A 20184-nucleotide genomic window follows, 5' to 3' on the forward strand; every position below is an offset into this window, starting at 1 on the left:
TGCAACCTTTTGTTGCATATAAAGCTAGCTCGCCGACCAGTGATGCGCAACCCTTTGTTGCATATCGTCCTGATCCAAGATCGGACTTGTGGCTGGACGCTTGATAGGTTGGCGTTCGTGCGAGGTGTCATGAGGGGGAGCCGGCGGCTCCGTACGAGCTGGCTGGTAGCCGCCATCGCCGCGGGAATCGTTGTAGGGCAACCGAATGCGGAAGCATCGCCTTTCGCGCCGGACTGCTCGGCGGGCTGGGACGTCAGCACCGTGATGAGCGGGCGCGGCGAACTGGAGAACCTGGACTCCGATCGCCGGGGCGGCTTCTACGTCACCACGATCCTGGCCGGCGAACTGCTGCACGTGAACCCCGACGGCGCGGTCGAGACCCTGGCGCAGGGGTTCGATCATCCCGCGGGCGTTCGATTCGACGGCCGGTACGTGTATTTCGTGACCGGCGACGACATGGCCGCCGCACCCGGTCAGCTGTACCGCTACGACACCGCCTCGGGCGAGCTGACCTCCCTGCTCTCGGGCCTGAGCATGGCCAACGGCCTGCTATTGCTGCCCGACGGTGACCTGCTCATCGCCACGAGTTCGTTCACCGGTGAGTCCCAAGGCATTTCGCGCTACCGTCCCGCGACCGGCGAGTACACCAAGGCGTGGGCGCCGGTGCAATTCGCCAACGGACTCGCCCTGTCCGAGGACGGAAAAGCGGTCTACGCCAGCTCCCTGACCATGCAGATCCAGCGCGTCCCCATGGACAACCCGCGCGCCACCACCTTCGTCACCGGTGTGCCCAAGCTCCTCGCCATGCCCGACGATATGGAAGCCACCCGCTCCGGCCTGCTCTTCTTCGGCGATCACGGCGTGGGCGCGGTCTACCGCACGAACACCACCACCGGCGAAACCTGTTCGATCATCGACGGTCTGATCAAACCCTCCACCGTGCGCATCCCACCCGACGGCGTCAGCTCGGTCCGCATCGCCCGCGACGCCGACGGCTGGTCCCTCTACGTAACCGCCATGGACGGCGTCCTGCGCCGCCTCCGCCCACCACCGGGCATCGACCTCACCCCGGTCACAGATCGTCCTGGTAGCTGAGCCGGACCGAAGCGCGGTGCGGAGTTATTCGAGCGGCGGGATCAACCAGCGGGCGTAGGTGTTTTCGGGGGAGACGGTGATGAGGTCGGCGACTTTGACTACGTCGGCGGGGATCTGGCCGTCGAAGTGGTCGAGGCTGGGGGTGATTACGGCGTCCGCTTCCATGCGGGTGATGGCGGTTCTTACTCGGGTCAGGAGCCGGTCGGTGTCGGGGCCGAGAACGAGGGTCTTGCAGAGGTCGTAGCCGAGTCGGCCGGCGAGGTGACGAATTTGCGCCTCGTCCCATTGCCGTTGCGCGCCCGACACATCGTGCCGGAGGAAACCTATGGCCGCAGGTTGAGGCCGCATGACTCCTCCTCGGGAAGCCGTGATGCTGCTGATTCAACGCTAGGCCCTGGTTGCGAGGCGCGGAAGGATAATGCGGAATGCTATCGACCAGCCCGCAGCGTGTCGGCGTGATGCTCCGATTAGGGTCGACGGCATGGCTGAGGTGCATCGAACGACATTGGTTCCCTCCAAGATCGAACTGCTCGCGCAGTGGTTGCCGAAGCAGGAGTGGTATCGCGGCGATGACACGCCGAAGTTGGTGCGAGCGGGCGGATTTCGCATCGACGATCCGGCCGGTGAGGTCGGCATCGAATGCTATGTCGCGCTCGATGAAAACACGGGCGTGGCCTATCACGTGCCGATGACCTACCGCGGCGCTCCGCTGATGAATGCGGAAGCGGCATTGATCGGCACCACCGAACACGGCGTGTTGGGCAGCCGGTGGGTCTACGACGCGACGCGGGATCCGGTGTTCGCGGCCCAGGCGGCGGAACTGCTCGCCGGGCGCACTCGCGCACAGGCCCAGAGTCGAAGCGACACGGTGGATTCGAGTGTGCACGTGTCGGTGGACGATTCCGGTTCCGCTCACGTCGTCCGGGTGCTCGCCGAAACCGGCGACGACCTCGAGGGCGGCTTCGTGTCCGCGCCGTGGACGAACAATCAGGGCGAGACCGTCCGCGGGGTATGGTTCGTGGCGTCGGGCGGAGAGGAAGCGCGAATCGGGTAGCCAGGTCTACCTTTCCAGTGCTTCGCGTTGCACCGGGCTCAGCCGGTCCGGTCTGGTGGTGAGCGCATACGCCCCGGATTCCATGGCGCGCACGGCGAACGGGTCGGCGATGCCCGGTTGCCGGTCGATCGCGTCGAGCGCGGCGATGGCCCGATCCTGGTTCCAGCCGAGTGCGGTGGCCAGCGCGTCGAGGGTGAGCGGCCGACCGGCATGCAGGAGGGCCGCGAGCACGGTCAGTGCGTCGAAACCGACGGCGTCGGCGAGGCGGCTGCCACGCATCTGATCGCTCAGCCGGCCGAAGAATCGACCCATCTCGGCGAGCCGAGTGCCCGGAATGGAAGCCGCGCCGAAGATCTCGATGCCCTGCTGCGCGGCGATCGCTATCTCACCGTGCGCACCGGTGTCGGCCTGCCACGCCCGCAGCCAGACGTCGTCGTCGATGAAGTACCGCTGGCGGCGTCCACTCGAATCCTGTTGGCGCACCACCAGTTCCATGGCCTCGAGATAGCCGATGGATTTCGATACCGATGCCGGGCTCACCTGCAGCTGGGAAGTCAGTTCGGCGGCGGTCAGCCCGTCGAGCTCGGCGGTAAGCAAGCGGACGAACACCCGCGCGGTCATCCGGGGCATGCCGGTAGCGGCCAGCAGGGCGGCGAACCGCTCCACGAAGTCGCGTACCGCCGCCGGTTGTGCGGCGATCGTGACCGCGGCGCGCCGGGCAGGTCTGCGGCGGTGGGCGCGGGCCCCGGCGGCCTGTTGCGCGCGTTCGGCCAAGTAGTCGCCGGAGGCGCCGTTGCGGGCGACTTCGCGACTGATCGTCGAGGTCGGCCGTCCGAGCCGGCGGCCGATTTCGGCGTACCCGAGCCCGTCGGCCAGCCACACCGCGATGCGGCGGCGGTCCGCGTGGGTCAGCCTGCCTCCTGGCACCGGCATACCTCCCGTCCTTGCGTTCATTCACAGTACATTGCAACGGAAACCTAGGCACAGTTGCATTTATCGGCAATTGCGTTGCAACGAAATAGCATTCAACTGGGAGTTCAGTTTCAACTTCGTTGACGCTATCTGAAACGCAACGTAGCTTTTCCGCATCTGGAAAGTGAGGACGTGGAAATGCACGTGATGGTCGTATCGACAGTTTCGGACGAGAACAACTTCTGGGGCGGCCTGAAGACCGCACACGCCAAGCTGCCCAAGGGAACCGCCTGGCAGGTAGCGGTCGCGAGCAAGGATGGCGCCAAGGCGGTGAACATCATTGCCGCCGACTCGATCGAACAGGTCCGGGGCTTCTTCGAGACCCACGCCGGCGCCTACGCCAGCACGGAATACTTCGAAGCGGACACCGCCAATGCGGTCGGTCTCCCGCGATGACAGTCGATCTGTCGCAGCCTCGCGCCCGGATCACCGCACTCCTGGCGGAATACGGCATCCCGAGCGCCGCGGTGGGTGTGCTCCGGGACGGACGGACTTTCGAATTCGCGGTCGGCGTCAAGAACGTGGAAACCCGGGAACCCGCGACGCCCGACACCGTCTACCAATGCGGCTCCATGACGAAAACGTGGACCGCACTGGCCTTCATGCAACTCGTCGATGAGGGGAAAGTCGATCTGGATGAACCGGTGCGGACCTATCTGCCCGGTTTCACCGTGGCCGATCCCGCGACCAGCGCCGGGGTCACCCCTCGGCGCCTGCTCGACCACACCAACGGCATCGAGGAATCCTACGGCGATCCCGGCGAAGCCGACGACGTCTACGCGCGCATGGTCACCGGCATCGCCGATGCGCCGCAGGTGTTTCCGCTCGGCCACACCCATGGCTACAGCGCGGCCCTGGGCTATGCCGTCCTCGCACGGATCCTCGAGGTGATCGACGGTAAACACTGGGACGATGTCATGCGGGACCGGCTCTTCGACCCCATGGGCCTGCACAGCACGAACAGCCGGCGCGAGCAGCTGGACGAAACCCGCGCCGCGACCGGGCATCTGCTTCGTTCCCTGACCGAGGGCCCCATCCGCACCCCGATCGACTACCTGCCCCGTGTGTACGGCCCCGGCGGCGGCATCACCTCCACGGTCCGGGAGGTTCTCGCTATGGCGCACGTCGTGCTCGACGAGGGTGTGGCGCCGAACGGGAAGCGCATCGTGTCGGCCGAATCCATCCGGGAGATGATGCGGTCGCGGGTACCCATACCGGATCCCTACATGTTCGGGCCGGAATGGGCGCTCGGTCTCATCGTGTGCGACTGGCACGGCGAAACCGTTTACGCCACCGACGGCAGCACGATCGGTCAGAACGCCAGGCTCCGGATCCTGCCGGATTCGAACACCGCCATCGTCATGCTGACCAACGGCGGCCCCCGGGAAAGCTTCTACCGCAAGGCATTCAACGAGATCCTGACCGCACTCGGGGCGGTCACCATCCCGGACCTGCCGGCACCGGATCCCGCGCCGCACCTCGATCTGTCCGTCTACGAGGGCGTCTACGGGCGACCGGGCACCCGCTACGAGGTATCGGCCGAAGGCGGAAAACTGTACCTGACCCTGGCCCTCGATCCGATGCACGCCGCGTTCCTCCAGCGGCCGGATCGCATTACGTACGAGCTCCTTCCGGTGAGCGAGACCCACTTCCTGATGCCGCCGTCCGATCCGCTGGAGGACATTCAGACGGTCGCCATCTACGACTTCACCGACGGCGCCGCCGGATACCTGCACACGAATTGCCGGGTGAACCCACGGCTGAAATGACTCCGATACCACGCGAAGGGCCGGGCTGAATTCAGCCCGGCCCTTCGTGATTCGCGATCGATACGCGTCGCTCAGCGGGTGAGCGTCGCCGCCTGCTCGGCCAGATCCAGCAGCGGCTGCGGGAAGATGCCGAGCACCAGGGTCGCCGCGGCGGTGAGCGCGATGACCGTGGTGGTGAGCGTCGGGAAGACGACCGCCGGCCCGGGTTCGGGTGCGTCGGTGAAGAACATCAGCACGATCACGCGCACGTAGAAGAATGCCGCGATCGCGCTGGTGACCACGCCGACGATGACCAGGGGGGTGGCCCCGCCGGACGAAGCCGCTTGGAACACCGCGAATTTGGCGATGAACCCGCTGGTGAGCGGAATGCCCGCGAACGAGAGCAGGAACAGCGACAGGATGATGGCGAGCCAGGGGGAGCGACGGCCCATCCCGGCCCAGGCGGTGAGCGAGGTGGCCTCGTCCCCGTTCTCGTCGCGGACCAGGCTGACGATGGCGAATGCCCCGAGCGTGCCGAGACCGTAGACGGCGAGATAGAACAGCACCGAGGAGATGCCCGCCGTATTGGCCGCGACCAGTGCGGTGAGAATGAATCCCGCGTGCGCCACCGCCGAATACGCGAGCATGCGCTTCATATCGGTCTGGGTGACGGCCAGGATCGCACCGACCACCATGGTGGCGATGGCGACGGCCGCCAGGATCGGCCGCCAATCGTCCCGCAGATCCGGCACCGCGACGTAGAGCACGCGCAACATGGCGCCGACAGCCGCGATCTTGGTGGCTGCGGCCATGAACGCGGTCACGGCGGTCGGCGCACCCTGGTAGACGTCCGGCACCCAGGACTGGAACGGCACCGCACCGATCTTGAACAGCAGCCCGACCGCCAGCAGGGCGATGCCCAATACCGCCAGCGTGTGCGAGTTTCCGCTGTCCCGGGTCACCGCGTCCGCGATCCCCGACAGGCGCACCGTGCCCGCGTACCCGTACAGCAACGCCATCCCGTAGAGGAAGAACGCCGACGAGAACGCCCCCAGCAGGAAGTACTTGAGCGCCGCTTCCTGCGAAAGCAGCCGGCGCCGCCGCGCCAGCCCGCACAGCAGATACAGCGGCAGCGACAGCACTTCCAGCGCCACGAACATGGTCAGCAGATCATTGGAGGCCGGAAAGAGCATGAGCCCGCCGACCGCGAACAGCGTGAGCGGGAAGACCTCGGTGGTGGCGATTCCGGCTCGGGTGGCGGCGATTTCGTCCGAGCTGCCCGGCGTGGCGGCCGCCTGCGGGGTGAACGCGTCCACCCCGCGCGACGCCGTCAGACTCCAGGTGCCGGGGCCCTCGCGCCGGATCGGCATCCGATCGGCGCGCCGTTCGGCCATGAACAGCAGCCCCAGCATGGCCACCACCAGAATGGTGCCCTGCAGGAACAGCGTCACCCCGTCGATGGCCACCGCGCCCACGACCGCCGTCTCCGACGTACCGCGCAATCCGATGACAGCGCCCAGCGCCACACCCAGACCGCCGAGTCCGAGCGCCAGCTGGATGTAATACCGAGACACCCTGGGCGCGAACGCTTCCACCAGTACCCCGGCCACCGCCACGCCGAACACGATCAGCATCGGCGACAGATCCCGGTATTCGATGGACGGCGCCGGCACCACCGCCGCGAGCGGGGTATCCGCTCCGGCGGCGAACAACAGTGAGCCCGCACTCATTTGTGTGCACCTCCGGTCTGGGTCTGCGCGGCTTCGGGCTGCACCGCCGGTTTCGGATCGTGTTGCCCGATGGTGGTGAGCGTGTTCGCCACGGCCGGATCGATGCGGTCCAGCACGGGCTTCGGGTAGAAGCCGAGCACCAGCAGCGCGATCAGCAGCGGCGCCACCACGACCATTTCGCGCGGCAGCAGATCGTAGAGCCGCTCGTTGCCCTTCTTCACCGGGCCGGTCATCATGCGCTGGTACATCCACAGGATGTAGAGCGCGGCCAGCACCAGCGCCGTGGACGCCAGGATCGCCGCCACCGGGTAGCGGGTGAAAGTGCCGATGAGGACCAGGAATTCGCTGATGAACGGCGCGAGTCCCGGCAGCGACAGGGTGGCCAGACCGGCGATGAAGAAGGTGCCCGCCAGGATCGGCGCGACCTTCTGAACGCCGCCGTATTCGGCGATGAGCCGGGTGCCGCGCCGCGAGACCAGGAATCCGGCGATCAGGAACAGTGCCGCCGTGGAGATCCCGTGATTGACCATGTACAGCGTCGCCCCGGACCCGCCCTGGGTGGTGAGCGCGAAGATGCCCAGGATGATGAACCCGAAGTGCGAGATCGAGGTGTAGGCGATCAAGCGCATGACATCGGTCTGCCCGATGGCCAGCAGCGCCCCGTAGATGATCCCGATGACCGCCAGCACGCTGATGAACGGCGCGTAAGTCGAAGTGGCGGTGGGGAACAGCAGCAGGCAGTAGCGCAGCATGCCGAAGGTCCCGACCTTGTCGACGACGGCCATCATGAGCACCGCGCTGGCCGGCGTCGCGGCCACGGCGGCATCCGGCAGCCAGGTGTGCAGCGGCCACAGCGGCGCCTTCACCGCGAACGCGAACATGAAGCCGAGGAACAGCGCGTTCAGCACCGCGGGCCCGGCGCCGAGCTGTCCGGAATTGGCGGCTTCCATGACCACCCGGAAATCGAAGGTGCCCTTACCGTCCGCGCCCAGCTGCTCGCGCGCGGTCAGCACGTACAGCCCGATGACGGCGGCCAGCATGATGAGCCCGCCGAACAGGTTGTACAGCAGGAACTTCACGGCCGCCCGGGAGCGCTGCGCGCGCACCGCCAGATCGCTGGTGCGCGGGCCGAAGCCGCCGATGAGGAAGTACATCGGGATGAGCATGACCTCGAAGAACACGTAGAACAGCAGAATGTCCAAGGCGGTGAAGGAGATCAGCACCATGGACTCGACCACCAGCGTGAGCGCCATGTAGTAGTGCGTGACGCGGGGTCCGGTACCCACCGCGCGCTCGTCCTGCCAGCCGGCGAGGATGAGCAGCGGCACCAGGCCGGCCGTCAGGAGCACGAGCACCAGGGCGATGCCGTCCAACCCGAGCGTGTAACCCGCCCCGAACGCCGGAATCCATTGGTGCGATTCGACGAACTGGTAGTGCTCACCGCCGGGCTCGAAATCGATCGCCAGCCAGATCCCCACACCCAGCGTGCCCAGCGACACGATCAAGGCGAAGGCCCGGGCCGCGGTCTTCCACGCGGCGGGGAAGAACAGCACCAGCAGCGCCCCCACCATGGGCACCGCCCACAGCGTTGTCAGCCAAGGAAAGTCGTTCAAAACAACCTCACCGCCAGCAGGGCGGCAGCCACCAGGGCCGCGCCGGTGAACATGGACAGGGCGTAGGAGCGCACGAATCCGGTTTGCACACGCCGGATCCGGGCAGACAGTCCGCCGATGACCGCGGCCGTCGTATTGACCAGGCCGTCGATGCCCCGGTTGTCGACGAAGACCAGCGAGCGGGTCAGGTGCTGACCGGTGCGCATGAACGCCGCCTCGTTGACCGCGTCGCCGTAGAGATCGCGGCGGGCGGCCTCGATGAGACCCGATGCGGCCGGGGCGGTTTCGGGAATCTCCTGTCCGGCGTACTGGTCGTAGGCGACCCACACGCCCGCGGCGACCACCGCGAGGGCGAAGAAGGTGATGGCCCAGACCGGTATGACCGGTTCGCCGTGATGGCTGCCGACGACCGGCTCCAGCCAGTTCGCCAGCGAGGAACCCCACGCGAACACCGCGCCGGAGGCGACCGAACCGATGGCCAGCAGGATCATCGGACCGGTCATGGACACCGGGGCCTCGTGCGGATGCGCGCCTTCCTTCCACCGCTTCTCACCGAAGAAGGTGAGCAGCATGACCCGGGTCATGTAGAAGGCGGTGATGCCCGCGCCGACCAGCGCCGCGATACCGGTGACGATGCCGCCCCAGCCGCCGTGCGCGAACGCCGCCTCGATGATCCGGTCCTTGGACCAGAACCCGGCGAACGGCGGAACGCCCAGGATGGCAAGGTATCCGAGCCCGAAGGTGACGTAGGTGATGGGCAGCAGTTTGCGCAGCCCGCCGTAGCGCCGCATATCGGTCTCGTCGTCCATGGCGTGCATGACCGAGCCCGCGCCGAGGAACAGTCCGGCCTTGAAGAAGCCGTGCGTGAGCAGGTGCATGATGGCCGCCGCGTACCCGACCGGGCCGAGACCCGCAGCGAGGACCATGTAGCCGATCTGGCTCATGGTGGATGCCGCGAGGGCCTTCTTGATGTCGTCCTTGGCGCAGCCGATCACCGCACCGAAGATCAAAGTCACCGCGCCGACGGCCATCACGCCCGCCTGCGCGCCCGGCGCCAGATCGAAGATCGGGTTGGACCGGGCGATCAGGTACACGCCCGCGGTGACCATGGTGGCCGCGTGGATGAGCGCCGACACCGGGGTCGGACCCTCCATCGCGTCCCCGAGCCAGGACTGCAGCGGCACCTGCGCGGACTTGCCGCACGCGCCGAGCAGCAACAGCAGCCCGATCGCCGTGAGCGTGCCTTCGCTCGCCTGGCCCGCGGCCCCGAACACCGTCTGGAAGTCGATGGTCCCGAAGGTCGCGAACATGACCATCAGCGCGATGGCCAGGCCCATGTCACCGACGCGGTTGACGATGAACGCCTTCTTGGCCGCCGTTGCCGCGGAAGGCTTCTCGTACCAGAACCCGATCAGCAGGTAGGACGCCAGGCCGACGCCTTCCCAGCCCAGGTACAGCACCAGGTAGTTGTCGGCGAGGACCAGCACCAGCATGGCCGCGAGGAACAGGTTGAGGTAGGCGAAGAATCGCCGCCGCCCCGGATCGTGCGACATGTAGCCGATCGAATAGATGTGGATCAGCGATCCCACACCGGTGATCAGGAGCGCGAAGCACATCGACAGCTGGTCGAGTTGCAGCGCGAAGTCCACCTTCAACCCGGTGACCGGCACCCATTCGAACATCGAATAGTGCACGGCCCGTTTCGCGTCGGAACGCCCCAGCATTTCGGTGAACGCCCACACCGCGACCCCGAAGGAGCCCAGCGCCAGCGCGGTCCCGACCCAATGTCCCCACTTGTCGGTGTATTTGCCGACCAGCAACAGGAATACGGCTCCGCTCAGCGGCAGAGCGGGCAGCAGCCACAGCATCATCTGTGCGGTATCCATGTCAGTACCGCAGCAGGTTCGCGTCGTCGACCGAGGTCGAGCGGCGGGCCCGGAAGATGGTCATGATGATGGCCAGGCCGACCACGACCTCGGCCGCCGCGACCACCATGGTGAAGAACGCGAACACCTGCCCGTCCAGATTGGCGTGCAGCCGGGCGAAGGTGACGAAGGCGAGGTTCACCGCATTGAGCATGAGCTCGATGCACATGAACACGACGATGGCATTGCGCCGCACCAGTACTCCGGCCGCGCCGATGGTGAAGAGCAGAGCCGAAAGATACAGGTAGTAATCGGGATTCACCGCAAGCCTTCCTCGTGGGAGCCGTTGCCGTTGTCGCTCACATTGCGCGCCGCCGCTTCGGTGTGCGCGCGTTCGCGCCGATGCCGCAGAATCGTGCTGACCGACAGCTCCTCGAAGGAACCGTCCGGCAGCCGGGCCGGCGCGTCGACGGCATTGTGGCGGGCGTACACGCCGGGCGTCGGCAGCGGCGTGACCCGCTTGCCTTCGCGGAAGCGCTGTTTGGACAGTTCCCGCTGATCCTGGCGCGGCCCGAAGCGCTCGCGGTGCGCGAGCACCATGGCTCCGATGGTCGCCGTGATGAGCAGCGCGCCGGTCAGTTCGAACGCCCACACGTAGCGCACGAAGATGAGCTCGGCCAGCGCGCCCACGGTGTCGTTGCCGCCCAGTCCGGGACCGGTGAGCGCCACGCTCTTGTCGGCCATGCCGCGCGCGACGGCGGCGATGACCAGCAGCCCGAACCCGATGCCGACCACCAGCACCGCGATCCGTTGTCCGCGAATGGTTTCCTTCAGCGATTCCGCCGAATCGACGCCGACCAGCATGAGCACGAACAGGAACAGCATCATGACCGCGCCCGTGTAGACGACGATCTGCACCACGCCCAGGAACAGCGCGTCCTGGGCGATGTAGAACACCGAGAGCGTGATCATGGTGGCGGCCAGGCAGAGTGCGGAGTGCACGGCCTTGCGCGCGCACACCATGCCCAGCGCGCCCGCCACCGCGACGAGCGCGAGGGTCCAGAACAGCACGGCCTCACCGGTGGAGGTGCGGGTGATCAGTTCCGGTTCGGCAGCCAGCAGGGAGATCATTTCGCCGCCCCTTCCGCCTCGGCCAATTCGCTGGGCGCACCGGGCACTTCACCCCGGTAGTAGGAGCCCTCGTCCGCACCCGGGTACATGGCGTGCGGCGGGGCCAGCATGCCGTTGCGCAGCGGTGCGAGCAGATCGTCCTTCTCGAAGATGAGGTCGGCGCGATTGTCGTCGGCCAGCTCGTATTCGTTGGTCATGGTCAGCGCCCGGGTCGGGCACGCCTCGATGCACAGGCCACAGCCGATGCAGCGCAGATAGTTGATCTGGTAGACGCGGCCGTACCGCTCACCGGGCGAGAAGCGTTCGTCCTCGGTGTTGTCCGCGCCCTCGACGTAGATGGCGTCCGCCGGGCAGGCCCAGGCGCACAGTTCGCAGCCGATGCACTTCTCCAGGCCGTCGGGATGCCGGTTGAGCTGGTGCCGGCCGTGATAGCGCGGCGCGGTCGGCGTCTTGACCTCGGGGTACATCTCGGTGTTCGGCTTCTTGAACATGGTGCCGCCGGTGACCAGGAAGCCGCCGAGCGGTTCCAGCAGGCCGGGTTTCGGCTTTTCCGCGGGCGGTTCCTTCGGCATGGGCGGCACCGGGAACGCCGAGTAGGCGCTGGTGGCCTCCTCGTCCGGGGCCGCCTTGGTGCGATCGTCGCCCGCGTGCCCGGCCTTGAGGACGAGCCCGATCAGCAAGCCCGCCACCAGGATGCCGCCGATGATCATGCCCGGCGTCTGGACCTCGATGCCCTCGTTCTGCAGCGCCCGCAGGGTGGCCACGAACATCACCCAGGCCAGCGAGACCGGGATGAGCAGCTTCCAGCCCAGGTTCATGAACTGGTCGTAGCGCAGGCGGGGGAGCGTGCCGCGCAGCCAGATGAACACGAACAGGAACGTCCACACCTTGGCGGTGAACCACAGCATGGGCCACCAGCCGGAGTTAGCGCCCGCCCACAGGCTGATCGGGAACGGCGCGTGCCAGCCGCCGAAGAACAGCGTGGTGGCCAGCGCGGAAACCGTTGCCATATTGATGTATTCGGCCATCATGAACATGGCGAACTTGAGCGAGGAGTACTCGGTGTGGAAGCCGCCGACCAGCTCGCCCTCGGCCTCGGGGAGGTCGAAGGGCGCGCGGTTGGTCTCGCCGACCATGGACACCGCGTAGATCAGGAACGACGGCAGCAGCAGGAAGACGTACCAGGTGCCGTACTGCGCCTCCACGATGCCGGAGGTGGCCATGGTGCCCGAGAGCAGGAACACCGCCGCGAAGCACAGCGCCATGGCGATCTCGTAGGAGATGACCTGCGCGGTGGAGCGCAGCCCGCCCAGCAGCGGGTAGGTGGACCCGGAAGCCCAGCCCGCCAGCACGATTCCGTACACGCCCACCGAGGCCATGGCCAGGATGTAGAGCACGCCGACCGGCATATCGGTCAGCTGCAACGGGGTGCGATGCCCGAACATGCTCACCTCGGGCCCGAACGGGATGACGGCGAACGCCATCACGGCCGGGACGAGCGAGATGATCGGGGCCAGAATGAAGATCGGCTTGTCCACGATGGCCGGGATGATGTCCTCTTTGAGGAGCATCTTCACGCCGTCCGCGATGGACTGCAGGCTGCCGCGCGGGCCGACCCGGTTGGGGCCGACGCGCATCTGCATGAACGCCACGATCTTTCGTTCCGCGTACACCGCCAGCATCGGGGTGAGCAGCAGGAACACGAAGATCCCGATGGACTTCACCAGCACCAGCCACCACGGGTCGTGGCCGAACATACTCAAGTCACTCACGGTGATCCTCCCGTCGGATACGCACGATGTGGCCGGGTGTGGTGCCGAGCTGCACCAGCACGTCCGAGCCGGCGGAATTCATGGGCAGCCACACCACGCGGTTCGGCATCTCGGTGATGACCAGCGGCAGCGTGATGTGCCCGTGGTCGTTGCCGACCGTCACGGGATCGCCCGTGGCGGCGCCGATCTCGGCGGCGGTGTGCGCGGACAGCCGCACCACCGGGGTGCGGGCGGTGCCGGCGAGGTTGGGTTCGCCGTCCTGCAACCGGCCGCGGTCGATGAGCATGCGCCAGCCCGCGAGCACCGCGCTGCCGGGATGCGGTTGGGCCAGCGGCTGCGGGCGGATGCCCGGCGTCGCGGCGGCGGGGCCGTCCCATACGCCCAGGTCGGCGAGTTCGGCGCGGGCGTGGGCGGCGTCGGGCAGGCCCAGGCGCACCCCCATTTCCTGGGCGATGGCATCGAGCACCCGGTATTCGGCGAGCGGTGCGGCTTCCCGGCGGACCGTGGAATCGCGCAGCGCGGCGTCGAATTGGCGGTGGCGGCCTTCCCAGGTCAGGAAGGTGCCGGTCTTCTCCATGGCCGAGGCGACGGGGAAGACCACGTCGGCGCGGTCGCTGATATCGCTGCGCCGCAGTTCCAGGGACACCACGAAACTGGCCGCGTCGATGGCCCGCAGCGCCGCGTGCGGGTCGGGCATATCGCCGACCTCCACGCCGCCGATGACCAGTGCGCCCAGGGTCGGCGCGGCGGCCAGGATGGCGGAGGTGTCCTTGCCGATGGCCGCGGGCAGTTCGCCGCAGCCCCAGGCTTCCCGGAGTTGGTGCCGTGCAACGGGATCCGCGACCGGGCGACCGCCCGGCAGCAGCACCGGCAGCGCACCGGCTTCCAGCGCACCGCGTTCACCGGCCCGCCGCGGAATCCAGGCCAGTTGCGCGCCGGTCTCGTCCGCCAGGCGCGCGGCGGCCGAGAGCCCGCCCGGAATCCCGCCCAGGCGTTCACCGGCGATGATCAGCGCGCCGGGTTCCCGCAGCAGAGCGCCGATTTCGTGCAGGCGACCGTACTCGGCCGCGATGCCCTCGGTCGATCCGGTGCGAATGGCATCCAGCAGATGCGGTTCCACCCCGGGCGCGGTAGCGATCAAGGTCCCGGACATGCGCTGCAAACCGCGAGTCACGTACGGAGCCATGGAGAAAATGGCCGCACCGTTCTTCCGCGCCGACTTGCGCAGCCGCAGATAGACGATCGGCGATTCTTCTTCGGCCTCGAATCCGACCAGCAGCACCATCGGCGCGCGTTCCAGTGCCGCGTAGTCGACGGTGATGCCCTGGCCCGCGATCCGCGCCGCCAGGAAGTCGGCCTCCTCGGCGGAATGCGCGCGCGAGCGGAAGTCGATGTCGTTGGTGTCCAAGGCGACTCGCGCGAACTTCGAGTACGCGTAGGCGTCCTCCAAGGTCACCCGGCCGCCCACCAGCACGCCGGCATTGCCGTGCGCCGAGGCCAGTCCGCGTGCGGCGGCGGTCAGCGCCTCCGACCACGACGCCGGTTGCAGCGAACCGTCCCAGCTGCGCACCAGCGGCGTGGTGAGCCGGTCGCGTTCGGTGGCGTACTGGAACGCGAATCGTCCCTTGTCGCAGTTCCATTCCTCGTTGACCTGCGGATCGTCACCGGCCAGCCGCCGCATGACCTTGCCGCGCCGATGGTCGGTGCGCTGCGCGCAGCCCGAGGCGCAGTGCTCGCACACGGCCGGGCTGGACACCAGGTCGAACGGCCGCGCCCGGAACCGGTAGGTGCTGCCGGTGAGCGCGCCCACCGGGCAGATCTGCACGGTATTGCCGGAGAAGTAGGAGTCCAGGGGCTCCCCGGCGGCGATGCCGACCTGTTGCAGCGCACCGCGATCCATCAATTCGATGAACGGGTCACCTGCGACCTGCTGCGAGAACCGGGTGCAGCGCGCGCACAGCACGCAGCGTTCCCGATCCAGCAGAATCGCCGAGGACAGCGGAATCGGCTTGGGGTAGGTGCGCTTCTCGCCGTCGAAGCGGGATTCGGCGCGGCCGCTGGACATGGCCTGGTTCTGCAACGGGCATTCGCCGCCCTTGTCGCACACCGGGCAATCCAAGGGGTGGTTGATGAGCAGCAGCTCCATCACGCCCTCTTGGGCCTTCTCGGCGGCGGGCGAGGTGAGCTGGGTGTGCACCACCATGCCGTCGGCGACGGTCATGGTGCAGGAGGCCACCGGCTTGCGCTGGCCCTCCACCTCGACCAGGCACTGCCGGCAGGCGCCCACCGGGTCCAGCAGCGGATGGTCGCAGAAGCGCGGGATCTGGATGCCGATGAGTTCGGCGGCCCGGATGAGCAGGGTGCCGGGCGGGACGGAGACCACGGTCCCGTCGATGGTGACGCTCACCAGCTCGGCGGGCGCGAGGTCCCCGCCGGTGCCGGCGCTGACTGTGCTGGTCATCGCACTCCTTCGGCGGCCCACGCGGTCGACCGGGCCGGATCGAACGGGCAGTGGCCGAGGCGGATGTGCTCGGCGTACTCGTCGCGGAAGTACTTCAGGGAGGAGAAGATCGGGCTGGCCGCGCCGTCGCCGAGCGCGCAGAACGATTTGCCGTTGATGTTGTCGGCGATGTCCAGGAGCTTGTCCAGGTCGGTCTCGTGGCCGGTGCCGTTCTCCAGTCGTTGCAGCAACTGCACCAGCCAATAGGTGCCTTCGCGGCACGGCGTGCATTTACCGCAGGATTCGTGGGCGTAGAACTCGGTCCAGCGCAGCACGGCCCGCACCACGCAGGTGGTTTCGTCGAAGAGTTGCAGCGCCTTGGTGCCCAGCATGGATCCGGCCGCCGCCACGCCCTCGTAGTCCAGGGGGACGTCGAGATGCTCGGCGGTGAACAGCGGCGTGGAGGAACCGCCCGGCGTCCAGAACTTCAGGGTGTGCCCCTTGCGGATGCCGCCGGCATGAGACAGCAACTCGCGCAGCGTGATTCCGAGGGGCGCTTCGTACTGCCCGGGTCGCGTCACGTGACCGGAGAGCGAGTAGATGGTGGTGCCCGGCGACTTCTCGGTGCCGAAGCCCCGGAACCAGTCCACGCCATTGGCGATGATGGACGGTACGGAGGCAATCGATTCCACATTGTTCACCACGGTCGGGCAGGCGTAGAGCCCGGCGACGGCGGGGAACGGCGGACGCAGCCGGGGCTGGCCGCGGCGGCCTTCCAGGGAATCGAGCAGCGCGGTTTCCTCACCGCAGATATACGCGCCGGCTCCGGCGTGTACGACCACTTCCAGGTCGTAGCCGGAGCCGAGGATATTGCGGCCCAGATAGCCCGCGTCGTACGCCTCGCGGACCGCCGTCTGCAGCCGGCGCAGCACCGAGACGACCTCACCGCGCAGGTAGATGAACGCGTGCGAGGCGCGGATCGCGTACGCCGCGATGATCACGCCTTCCACGAGGGTGTGCGGCGAGGCCAGCATGAACGGAATGTCCTTGCAGGTCCCGGGTTCCGACTCGTCGGCATTGACCACCAGGTAGTGCGGTTTGGTGATGCCGTCCGGTCCGGGACCCTGCGGGATGAAGCCCCACTTCATGCCGGTCGGGAAGCCCGCGCCGCCGCGGCCGCGCAGCCCGGAGTCCTTGACGGTCGCGATGACCTCGTCCGGTTGCATGCGCAGCGCCTTGGGCAGGGCGCGGTAGCCGTCCTGGCGGCGATAGTTCTCCAGCGTCCACGATTCCGGATCCGCCCAGTGGCGGGTGAGTACCGGCGTCAGGGTCACTTCGCGCCTCCGTCGGTCGAATCGTCTTGCACCGCATGCAAACCGGCGAGGGTTGCCGCGCCCGGATCGCCGGCGTTGGCATTCGGCCGGTCGTCGGTGTATCCGGCGAGAATCCGCGCGGTCTCACGGAAGGTGCACAGCGGTGCGCCGCTGCGGGTTCCGGTGATCTGCTCGCCCCGGCGCAGCCCGTCCACCAGCGCCCGCGCCTTGTCCGGGGTCTGGTTGTCGAAGAACTCCCAGTTGACCATCATCACGGGGGCGTAGTCGCAGGCGGCATTGCACTCGATGTGCTCGAGGGTGACCGCGCCGTCGGCGGTGGTCTCCCCGTGCTTGATGCCCAAGTGCTGCTTCAGTTCCGCGAAGATCTGGTCGCCGCCCATGACCGCGCACAGCGTGTTGGTGCACACGCCGACGTGGAAGTCGCCGGTCGGGGTGCGCCGGTACATGGAGTAGAAGGTGGCGACCGCGGTCACCTCGGCATCGGTCAAACCCAGTTGCTCGGCACAGAATTCGATGCCGGTGCCGGAGACGTAGCCCTCCACCGATTGCACCAGGTGCAAAAGCGGCAGCAGTGCCGATCGCGAATGCGGATACCGGTCGATGATCTCCTTCGCCTCCAGCTGGAGACGATCGTGCACCTCCTGCGGATACGGGATGGGGCGCACGGTCAGGTTGAGCAGGATCTCGGTCATCGGTCCACACCGCCCATCACCGGGTCGATCGAGGCGACCGCGGCGATCACGTCGGCGACCATGCCGCCCTCGCACATCGCCGCCACCGCTTGCAGATTCGTGAACGAGGGGTCGCGGTAGTGGACCCGGTACGGGCGGGTGCCGCCGTCACTGACGATATGCACGCCCAGCTCGCCACGCGGGGATTCCACGGCCGTGTACACCTGGCCGGGCGGCACCCGCAGTCCCTCGGTCACCAGTTTGAAGTGGTGGATGAGCGACTCCATGGACTTCCCCATGATGTTGGAGATGTGCTTGGGGGAGTTGCCCAGCCCGTCCGGACCCAGTTCCAGGTCGGCCGGCCACGCGATCTTCTTGTCCTCCACCATGACCGGACCGGGGCGCAGCTTGTCCAGGCACTGCTCGACGATCTTGAGCGATTCCTTCATCTCGTTGACGCGAATCAGGTAGCGCCCGTAGCAGTCACAGCCGGTGTCGACCTGCACGTCGAATTCGTAGTTTTCGTAACCGCAGTACGGCTGGGCCTTGCGCAGGTCGTGGGGGAGACCCGTCGAACGCAGCACCGGGCCGGTGATGCCCAGCGCCATGCACCCGGTCAGGTCCAGGTACCCGACATTGCGGGTGCGGGCCTTCCAGATCGGGTTCTCGTTGAGCAGCAATTCCATGTCGCGCAGGCGTTTCGGCATGAGCTCGAGCAGTTCGCGCACCTTCTGCACGCCGTCCTCGGGCAGATCCTGCGAGACGCCGCCGGGCCGGATGTAGGCGTGATTCATGCGCAGGCCGGTGATGTTCTCGAACACGTCCAGGATCAGCTCGCGTTCGCGGAAACCGAACAGCATCGGGGTCAGCGCGCCCAGTTCCATGCCGCCGGTGGCCAGGGCCACCAGGTGCGAGGAGATGCGGTTGAGTTCCATGAGCATGACGCGAATGACGCTGGCGCGCTCCGGAATATCGTCGGTGATGCCGAGCAGCTTCTCCACGCCCAGGCAGTACGCCGTCTCGTTGAAGAACGGCGAGAGATAGTCCATGCGGGTGACGAAGGTGACGCCCTGTACCCAGCTGCGGTATTCGAGATTCTTCTCGATGCCGGTGTGCAGGTAGCCGATGCCGCAGCGGGCCTCGGTGACGGTCTCGCCCTCGATCTCCAGAATCAGGCGCAGCACCCCGTGTGTGGAGGGGTGCTGGGGGCCCATGTTCACGACGATGCGTTCCTCGGCCGCGCCGTCCAGCGCTGCGGAGATCTCGTCCCAGTCGTTGCCGACGGCGGTGAATTCCCGTTCGGGAGTGGGAGAGACGGGTGTATCCGGCGTACCTGTCTCGGTACGCCGGGTGTCGATGTCGTTCATCAGTGGTATGCCCTCCGCTCGTCGGGCGGCGGGATGCGCGCGCCCTTGTACTCGACCGGGATCCCGCCGAGCGGGTAGTCCTTGCGCTGGGGGTGTCCGCGCCAGTCGTCCGGCATCGCGATCCGGGTCAGCGACGGGTGCCCGTCGAAGAGGATGCCGAAGAAGTCGTAGGTCTCCCGCTCGTGCCAGTCCGTCGTGGGGTAGACGGCATAGAGCGAGGGGAGATGCGGATCCGCGTCGGGCACCGAGACTTCCAGGCGCACCCGGCGGTTGTGGGTGATCGAATTCAGGTGGTAGACGGCGTGCAGTTCCCGGCCCTTGTCGTCCGGGTAGTGCGCGCCGCTGACGCCCAGGCACAGCTCGAAGCGCAGCGGCTCCTTGTCGCGCAGGGTCTGGGCCACCAGCGGCAGGTGCTCACGCCGCACGTGCAGGGTCAGTTCGCCTCGGAAGACCACGATCTTCTCGATGGCCTCGGTGAAGACGCTGCCCAGCGCGACCCGCAGATTGGCGACCAGGTCGTCGAAGTAGCCGCCGTAGGGCGGTTCGGAACCGCCGGGCAGGCTGACCGTGCGCACCAGGCGGCCGTAGCCGGAGGTGTCGCCGGTGCCGGTGACGCCGAACATGCCGTGCTGGACGCCGATCACTTCCTCGGCGGCCGGTTCCGAGGCGGATTCCGGTGTGCCCGGTGCGGTTTCGGCGGGCGGCTCGATCGGCTGATTCGATTCGCCGTGTGCTTTCACGGCCTCCTCCGGGGGACTCTCCGTGCCTGTGGCTGAATCGAATGTCATCGCAACAGCCCCTTCAATTGAATGGTGGGCGTGCTGGCCAGCGCGGCGCGTTCGGCTTCGCGAATGGCTTCCTCGCGATCGACGCCGAGCGGCATTTCCTGAATCTTCTCGTGCAGCTTCAGGATCGCGTTCAACAGCATCTCCGGGCGCGGCGGGCAGCCGGGCAGGTAGATGTCGACCGGCACGACGTGGTCCACGCCCTGCACGATCGCGTAGTTGTTGAACATGCCGCCGCTGGATGCGCAGACACCCATGGCCAGTACCCATTTGGGTTCGGTCATCTGGTCGTACACCTGGCGCAGGACGGGAGCCATCTTCTGGCTGACCCGGCCCGCGACGATCATGAGATCGGCCTGGCGGGGGGAGGCGCGGAACGCCTCCATGCCGAAGCGGGCGATATCGAATCGCCCGCCGCCGGTGGCCATCATCTCGATCGCGCAGCACGCCAGACCGAATGTGGCGGGCCACAGCGAACTTTTACGCAGGTAGCCGGCCATTCCTTCCACTGTGCTCAGCAGGAATCCGCTGGGCAGTTTCTCCTCGAGACCCATGTCGAACTACTTCTCCATCGGATCGACCCCGCCAAGCGCGGGGTTGGTTTTCG

At 67.2% G+C, this 20184-nt stretch carries 18 protein-coding genes and 1 pseudogene; 4 read left to right on the top strand and 15 right to left on the bottom strand.

Annotation, left to right across the window (positions count from 1 at the left end; genetic code table 11):
* Positions 1–129 precede the first annotated feature (129 nt).
* Complete coding sequence (locus NY1_RS04515) at positions 130–1095, top strand: SMP-30/gluconolactonase/LRE family protein (protein WP_067708654.1); 966 nt, start codon at positions 130–132, stop codon at positions 1093–1095.
* Between the two features lie 24 nt (positions 1096–1119).
* Here NY1_RS04515 and NY1_RS04520 read toward each other — a convergent pair whose 3' ends face one another.
* Positions 1120–1443 carry a hypothetical protein gene (locus NY1_RS04520; RefSeq protein ID WP_067708657.1) on the bottom strand — a complete coding sequence of 108 codons (324 nt, stop codon included), beginning with the start codon at positions 1441–1443 and terminating at the stop codon, positions 1120–1122.
* Between the two features lie 133 nt (positions 1444–1576).
* On the opposite strand from NY1_RS04520, the gene NY1_RS04525 reads away from it, so the two are divergent.
* The gene (locus tag NY1_RS04525) at positions 1577–2149 is read left to right on the top strand and encodes a maltokinase N-terminal cap-like domain-containing protein (RefSeq protein ID WP_067708660.1); all 573 of its coding nucleotides are present in this window, start codon (positions 1577–1579) and stop codon (positions 2147–2149) included.
* A gap of 6 nt (positions 2150–2155) precedes the next feature.
* Here NY1_RS04525 and NY1_RS04530 read toward each other — a convergent pair whose 3' ends face one another.
* Positions 2156–3082, bottom strand: coding sequence for a GbsR/MarR family transcriptional regulator (locus tag NY1_RS04530; RefSeq protein WP_218028305.1), 927 nt, complete (start codon positions 3080–3082; stop codon positions 2156–2158).
* Between the two features lie 171 nt (positions 3083–3253).
* Between NY1_RS04530 and NY1_RS04535 the strand changes: the two genes are divergently transcribed.
* Both NY1_RS04535 and NY1_RS04540 read left to right on the top strand, forming a co-directional pair.
* Positions 3254–3517 (top strand): hypothetical protein, encoded by a 264-nt coding sequence (locus NY1_RS04535; protein WP_218028306.1) that lies wholly within the window; start codon positions 3254–3256, stop codon positions 3515–3517.
* Positions 3514–4890, top strand: a complete 1377-nt coding sequence (locus NY1_RS04540) for a serine hydrolase domain-containing protein (protein WP_067708663.1) — start codon at positions 3514–3516, stop codon at positions 4888–4890. Before NY1_RS04535 ends, NY1_RS04540 begins: the two co-directional genes overlap by 4 nt.
* 71 nt (positions 4891–4961) lie before the next feature.
* Here NY1_RS04540 and nuoN read toward each other — a convergent pair whose 3' ends face one another.
* The 13 genes and pseudogenes from nuoN to NY1_RS04600 form a co-directional block, all read right to left on the bottom strand.
* Positions 4962–6599 carry an NADH-quinone oxidoreductase subunit NuoN gene (gene nuoN, locus NY1_RS04545; RefSeq protein WP_067708666.1) on the bottom strand — a complete coding sequence of 546 codons (1638 nt, stop codon included), beginning with the start codon at positions 6597–6599 and terminating at the stop codon, positions 4962–4964.
* Positions 6596–8212 (bottom strand): NADH-quinone oxidoreductase subunit M, encoded by a 1617-nt coding sequence (locus tag NY1_RS04550; protein WP_084534639.1) that lies wholly within the window; start codon positions 8210–8212, stop codon positions 6596–6598. Before NY1_RS04550 ends, nuoN begins: the two co-directional genes overlap by 4 nt.
* A complete protein-coding gene (gene nuoL, locus NY1_RS04555) occupies positions 8209–10098 on the bottom strand; it encodes an NADH-quinone oxidoreductase subunit L (protein ID WP_067708668.1) in 1890 nt (629 codons plus the stop codon). Before nuoL ends, NY1_RS04550 begins: the two co-directional genes overlap by 4 nt.
* 1 nt (position 10099) lies before the next feature.
* A complete protein-coding gene (gene nuoK / locus NY1_RS04560; RefSeq protein WP_067708670.1) occupies positions 10100–10399 on the bottom strand; it encodes an NADH-quinone oxidoreductase subunit NuoK in 300 nt (99 codons plus the stop codon).
* Complete coding sequence (locus NY1_RS04565; protein ID WP_067708673.1) at positions 10396–11208, bottom strand: NADH-quinone oxidoreductase subunit J; 813 nt, start codon at positions 11206–11208, stop codon at positions 10396–10398. The genes nuoK and NY1_RS04565 overlap by 4 nt, the downstream gene beginning before the upstream one ends.
* Complete coding sequence (gene nuoI, locus NY1_RS44410) at positions 11205–11780, bottom strand: NADH-quinone oxidoreductase subunit NuoI (RefSeq protein ID WP_267888391.1); 576 nt, start codon at positions 11778–11780, stop codon at positions 11205–11207. Before nuoI ends, NY1_RS04565 begins: the two co-directional genes overlap by 4 nt.
* Positions 11763–12965: pseudogene (nuoH, locus tag NY1_RS04570) on the bottom strand (NADH-quinone oxidoreductase subunit NuoH); the annotation flags it as partial. The pseudogene nuoH and the gene nuoI, both read right to left, overlap by 18 nt.
* Before the next feature lie 7 nt (positions 12966–12972).
* On the bottom strand, positions 12973–15441 hold the full coding sequence (locus NY1_RS04575) for an NADH-quinone oxidoreductase subunit G (protein WP_084534640.1): 2469 nt from the start codon (positions 15439–15441) through the stop codon (positions 12973–12975).
* Positions 15438–16754: an NADH-quinone oxidoreductase subunit NuoF gene (gene nuoF, locus NY1_RS04580; protein ID WP_067708679.1), complete on the bottom strand. Its 1317-nt coding sequence runs from the start codon at positions 16752–16754 to the stop codon at positions 15438–15440. The genes NY1_RS04575 and nuoF overlap by 4 nt, the downstream gene beginning before the upstream one ends.
* Complete coding sequence (gene nuoE, locus NY1_RS04585; RefSeq protein ID WP_067708681.1) at positions 16751–17446, bottom strand: NADH-quinone oxidoreductase subunit NuoE; 696 nt, start codon at positions 17444–17446, stop codon at positions 16751–16753. Before nuoE ends, nuoF begins: the two co-directional genes overlap by 4 nt.
* On the bottom strand, positions 17443–18792 hold the full coding sequence (nuoD, locus tag NY1_RS04590) for an NADH dehydrogenase (quinone) subunit D (RefSeq protein WP_067708684.1): 1350 nt from the start codon (positions 18790–18792) through the stop codon (positions 17443–17445). Before nuoD ends, nuoE begins: the two co-directional genes overlap by 4 nt.
* On the bottom strand, positions 18792–19580 hold the full coding sequence (locus NY1_RS04595; RefSeq protein WP_084534641.1) for an NADH-quinone oxidoreductase subunit C: 789 nt from the start codon (positions 19578–19580) through the stop codon (positions 18792–18794). The genes nuoD and NY1_RS04595 overlap by 1 nt, the downstream gene beginning before the upstream one ends.
* Positions 19577–20131: a NuoB/complex I 20 kDa subunit family protein gene (locus tag NY1_RS04600; RefSeq protein ID WP_067708687.1), complete on the bottom strand. Its 555-nt coding sequence runs from the start codon at positions 20129–20131 to the stop codon at positions 19577–19579. Before NY1_RS04600 ends, NY1_RS04595 begins: the two co-directional genes overlap by 4 nt.
* Between the last annotated feature and the right edge of the window lie 53 nt (positions 20132–20184).

Source organism: Nocardia yamanashiensis NBRC 100130 (genome assembly GCF_001613325.1).
Taxonomy (GTDB): domain Bacteria; phylum Actinomycetota; class Actinomycetes; order Mycobacteriales; family Mycobacteriaceae; genus Nocardia; species Nocardia yamanashiensis.